We start from the raw sequence: 5,116 nt of genomic DNA, 5'->3' as shown, positions 1-5,116 counted from the left end.
CAAAACCGTTTTAAGAGCGCGAGGGAATGCCGCTATAAAGTTGAAGCTTGTTTGTCCATTATGCATGGAAAGCGATTTACGAATTGGAGAGACATTGCTTGCGCTTGCATGCTCTGGTCTTGCTTGCATAGGGATATCGTCAACAACCGTGGTGACATTCTGTATATCAATATTTTGAGAAACCGTTATAATTTCTAAAATAGAGCTTACATCTTGTCCTAAATTCATCTGATTGAGCGTTTTACTAAAATTCTCATCATGAGAAAGCAGGGCATTGAGAACTTGCCAAACAACACTGTATTTTGGATTGTTCTTTAAAGCTTTTTCGGGGTCAATCCCAGCAGGGACCCCAACGGGTAAAATGATATAACCTCTTTTTTTGCCTGGAGCCCGCCGCATCACACGTCCTACCGCCTGTATCACATCGACTTGGCTTTTACGCGGGTGTAAAAACATCACCGCATCCAAGGTAGGCACATCCACTCCCTCAGACAAACATCTTACATTGGTAAGTACACGGCAGTGATTTTCCCCCACATTTTCTTCCAACCAATCCAGTTTTCTTGACCGTTCTTTGGCGCCATCCTTCCCATCAATATGATCAACTTCACAGATCAGAGGAGGCGTATCAGGATAATTTTTATAAAGTCTGTTGAAAATCCGCTTAACCCCTTTTCCTTGAAAGGTATCACGGATCTGTTTAGAGGTGTTGATATCTTTGCAAAAAGCTAAAGCACTATGCATGGGCTCTGTATCATCATCATCAACAGCGGCTTGCTTATCTATTTTAGTCAGTGCTCTATAACAGCCAATAATTTTTGCCGCATCATCTAAATCAATTTCACGGTTTTCATTGGCAATAATCTCTGTATGGCTGGTGTGATATAGGTTTCATCAATTCCCAAGACCACAATCTTGTAAGGGGTTAACAGTTCATTATCGACAGCTTCCGCGAAGGTATAATGATGGAGTTGTTTACCAAAAAGGGTTTCATCATCCATAGATGCCAAAACAGCATTAATCTCATCAGCGCGCCTTTTAGCAGTGTCACTAAAGATTTTAGGCGTTGCTGTCATATACAGACGTTTTTTTCCCCGAATGATGCTGTTATCGTGAACCTTGATAAATTCAGATTCATTGTCTTCACTTCCCAATGAAGCCCCCGTCGTACGGTGTGCTTCATCACAGATGATCAAATCAAATTCGGGTAATCCATGATCTTTTTGTGCATCCGAAATCACTTGGATAGAATGGTAAGTTGAAAAGACTACCGTCATTGCGTCTACTAGGTTTCCACGCGCTTCTTTAGCAAGGGCTTGTGCATCCGTGGTAGCAGGGAGAACAAGATCTGATGTTGCCATGCCAACAATATCATCTTGGTTTTTACGACGCTTGCCTACTTTCGTATCAGAACAAACCGCAAAGGAACGCAACGGGATTTGTGCATCGGCTGTCCATTCACGGATCGTTTGCGAGACTAAAGCCAGAGAAGGCACCAGAAACAAAATACGCTTGCCTTTTCCAGCAAGGGTTTCTGCTATCTTCAAACTGGTGAAAGTCTTGCCCGTACCACATGCCATAATAAGCTTGCCACGGTCTGCTTCTTTTAAACCTTCACAGACTTTCTTGATGGCTTCTTCTTGATGGGGACGAGGCTCTTTGATTGATTTAAGAAAAACTTCTTGTTTTGTTGCAAATATTTGCCAATCTATCCGACTGTTTTCCATATGACGAAGATCAATGCGATAAACGGGTATCGCTTGTCCTTTAATCATGGCATTCACATTGTCACTTAATTCTACTTCCGTGCTATCAACGAGAAGACGATATTTAAAGATGTCTTTTCCAGATGCCGCGATAAAGCTATCAATATCCTTTTTACTGATCTGATGATCTGCTTTATAACACTTACACTGAATAGCGACATACCCCTCTTGATGACGAAGCTTAGCCACCAGATCAATGCCGATATCATTTTTATTCCAACCTTCATGCTCTTTAGCCCATTCATAATAGGTTTCTACCTTTTCGTAGCGCCCATAATGGAGAGGGTCTTTTGTCAAATAAGCTATGACAAGGTTTTCAAACCATGTTCCTAATTCACGAAGTGATTTAGCTTGTTGACGGTAATATTCCAACAGAGAGCGTAAAGTGACGTGTTCATTATCAAAATAAAGAGAGCAAGACATAAAGGATAAGCTCCATAGCAATATATTCTATTGATTAATTCTATTCAAAAGATTCGAAATGAAGCTAATTAAATCCATTTAGGATAAATAGCGAGTGTCAGATGAGGTGAAATTCTTGCAAAACCAGAATTTTTTTCAAAAAGGGGTTTTAAAGGCTGCTTATCAACAGCCTATGATGCATGGTTAGATCAGCAAAGTAGTAAAATTTGCTATTCATTTCACGGATTAATCAAGATAAATGTACTACGTGCTTTAAAATATCAGAATGAGTACTTTGATAGGTTTTGTAGGTTCTTAAAACCCCCAAAACCCCTACAAAACCCCTTTTTATATATATTATAGATTGTATTTACGGATTGTATTTAATATAGGTTGTTTCTTTAAAACATTAACATATTGAAATATAATGATTTTTATTTTTGTTTAAAAAAATAAAATAATACGTATAAAAAACACCCCCAAAACTCATAATGGGGAGTGCTTTGAAGAGTTCACTGTTATATTGTTAATGTTCTATAAGATTTCCAAATTGCCTCAGTGTGATGTTTTATGGCTTGTCACTAAGGGATTCCATTCATAGCGTATGGTAGGGCGACCGCCTTGTGAGCTCTTGTCTCCAGAGATTTCACGAATATAGTTACAACGGCATAAAAGCTCTAAAGCTTGCTTAACGGCTCCATTATCTTTGAAACATTTCCAATCACGTTTATAAATATCCCTTGTTGTAAAAACATCGGGTAAACAATCACAACGTTCGACAATTAATTTTGCCCCCTCTGTTGCTAAGCTATCCGCCGCCGCATAAAGCCTTTTGACATGACTTAACAAATATTTTTCCCAATACAAAGCTCTTTCAAGGGCATCTCTATTGATTTCAAAACGACCACCATCAGCCAGTTCAAAAATCAACGCAAGGGTTGGTATGGTTTGATTCATTTTCAAAAGATGTGCTTTTAAACTTGATGAGAAATGACCATTCTTTATTCTTTTCTGAAAATCTTCCCACCATTCACGAAACATTTCTTGGGCTTCGGCAGAAAAGCGTATGGTTATCGGATATTTTGGTGATCCAAACGGTTTATCATAAAGAGAACGAAAAACCCCTTGATAACTTTCCCATGCCTTTTGATTGGGAGGTCTATCAACCCATAACTGCTCTTGTCGGTCATCGGGATAGATCAGCATTTGAAACCGTTGCATAAGACCATCATCGTTTATTCCACGGTGCATGTCTTGAATAATGGGAATAATACGTGCAGGTTGAATACCCCCTATAATAGAGACAGTTGCATTGGGAATAAAAATGGTTCCCCGTCCTATACGGTCATAGGTGTAAGACTTATTGCCATTAAAAGCTGTTAGATAGAAAGAACGGTCTGATTGATATTCCTTTCTTTCCAGATTAGATAAAAAACCAGCCAGTTCATCACGAACCAACAAGAGACCACGGGGGTTTTCTTTTAAGAGTTCCCCAAGCTTTTCAACGGTCACATCACTGACGATAAGACGGCGTTTTATAGAACTGTCATCTTCCTCACTTTCTTTGTGTTCAAGAGTTTGTGAAAGAAGAGCAAGGGCTTGTTCTTCGTCTTGATCTTTGAGTGCTTTATAGGCTTGTTTTTTCTTTTCTCGTTTATCTAATTCACTAAGAATCTCTTTTGTTTCTTGCTGTTTTTTCTTCTTTACCCACTCTTGATGCCATTCCTCTTGAAAGACATAAAGAGGTTCTAAAGCAGCGTCCATGGTACCTGTTTTCATGGTCGAAGGTTCCCCCACAATGACACCCCAGAGATTAGGAACAATTTTCCAATTGGCATGTTGTTTTGGGGCAACCCGCACGCCATTGCCAATAACAGCAGCCAAACCACAGAGAGCAGAGATAGCAATAAAATCCATAGGGGCTTGTTGGCTATCCGCAACGTCATAAACATAGTTCATTAATGGTGTTGGCAACTGTAATAAGCTAAAAGGCTCGACGGGTAAAAGAGCCGCCGTGATAGGCTTTATTTCGCCCCAACCGTTTTGTTGCAATGCTTGCTTATAAGGAATGGCTTCTAAACAAGTCTTATCATTTAAAGAGCCGTTATCATTATCAGTTAAAGGAGTATTATTCTCTAACTTAAAAGAACACATCATTTTTAATCCTATAACGTTGCGTCATAGGACGGATTATGCTATCTCTAGATTGATGAGTTTGAGAAAGCCTTGTCCGTCCTTACGTGACAAGGTNATTTATTAAGCACATTTTGGTTTATTTTTGAAGGTATTTTATTTATAGAAAACAATATTTTATCATATAAATTCTAATGTGATAATTTATGAGTCTTATTGAAAAAGAATGAGAGAGAAGAGAGAGAAAGTTATCCACAGATCATGGGGTTATTCACCCCATATCTTAAGATTGACCAGTGACATAAGCCGCCCATTTATCCATATAAACGCGGCGCTGTTCTAGATAGTCAGTACGACGATAGGCACGCTCTACTTTACCGCCGACCGTATGCGCTAGAATGGTTTCAGCGACCTCATAGGGGGCATCGGTTGTTTCAGCAAGCCAATTGCGTAAACTAGAGCGAAATCCATGGGGACATGCTTTTACTCCAGTTTGTTGCATGTATTGTGACATATTATTCTCACCGAGAGGACCTCGACCAGTTGCAGAAAAAAAGAAATCATTACGAGAAAGCAGACGCGCTTGTTCAATAATTTTCAGTGCTTCTGTTGATAGAGGCACGCGAAATTCTGTTGTAGCATCACGCCTTCCTTTCATATTCTCAGCAGGGATAGTCCATATATCCCCCTCAACTTGATCTTCACGAATATGACGCAAGGAATTGGTACGAACCCCTGTAAGGATAAGCAGACGCAAAGCCAGTTTTGTTATGGTTGATGCTTCACAAAGTGTTTTATAAAAAGCCGGAACATCT

2 protein-coding genes and 1 pseudogene are annotated in these 5,116 nt (G+C 39.5%); all 3 read right to left on the bottom strand.

The genetic code is table 11. From position 1 onward, the window contains the following. Positions 1 to 2,189 (bottom strand): annotated as a pseudogene (locus tag ACFIMX_RS09955) (DEAD/DEAH box helicase family protein); the annotation flags it as partial. A gap of 534 nt (positions 2,190 to 2,723) precedes the next feature. Further along, a complete protein-coding gene (locus tag ACFIMX_RS09950; protein ID WP_375694419.1) occupies positions 2,724 to 4,325 on the bottom strand; it encodes a YfjI family protein in 1,602 nt (533 codons plus the stop codon). Positions 4,326 to 4,584: 259 nt separating this feature from the next. Beyond that, the coding region (locus ACFIMX_RS09945; protein WP_375694418.1) for a tyrosine-type recombinase/integrase at positions 4,585 to 5,116 on the bottom strand (532 nt) is incomplete at its 5' end.

Origin of the sequence: Bartonella sp. AD24XZML (genome assembly GCF_042196485.1) — a bacterium.
In the GTDB taxonomy this organism is placed as follows: domain Bacteria; phylum Pseudomonadota; class Alphaproteobacteria; order Rhizobiales; family Rhizobiaceae; genus Bartonella.
The sequence above is the reverse complement of the archived record's forward strand: the minus strand, read 5'-3'. Positions and strand labels throughout refer to the sequence as shown.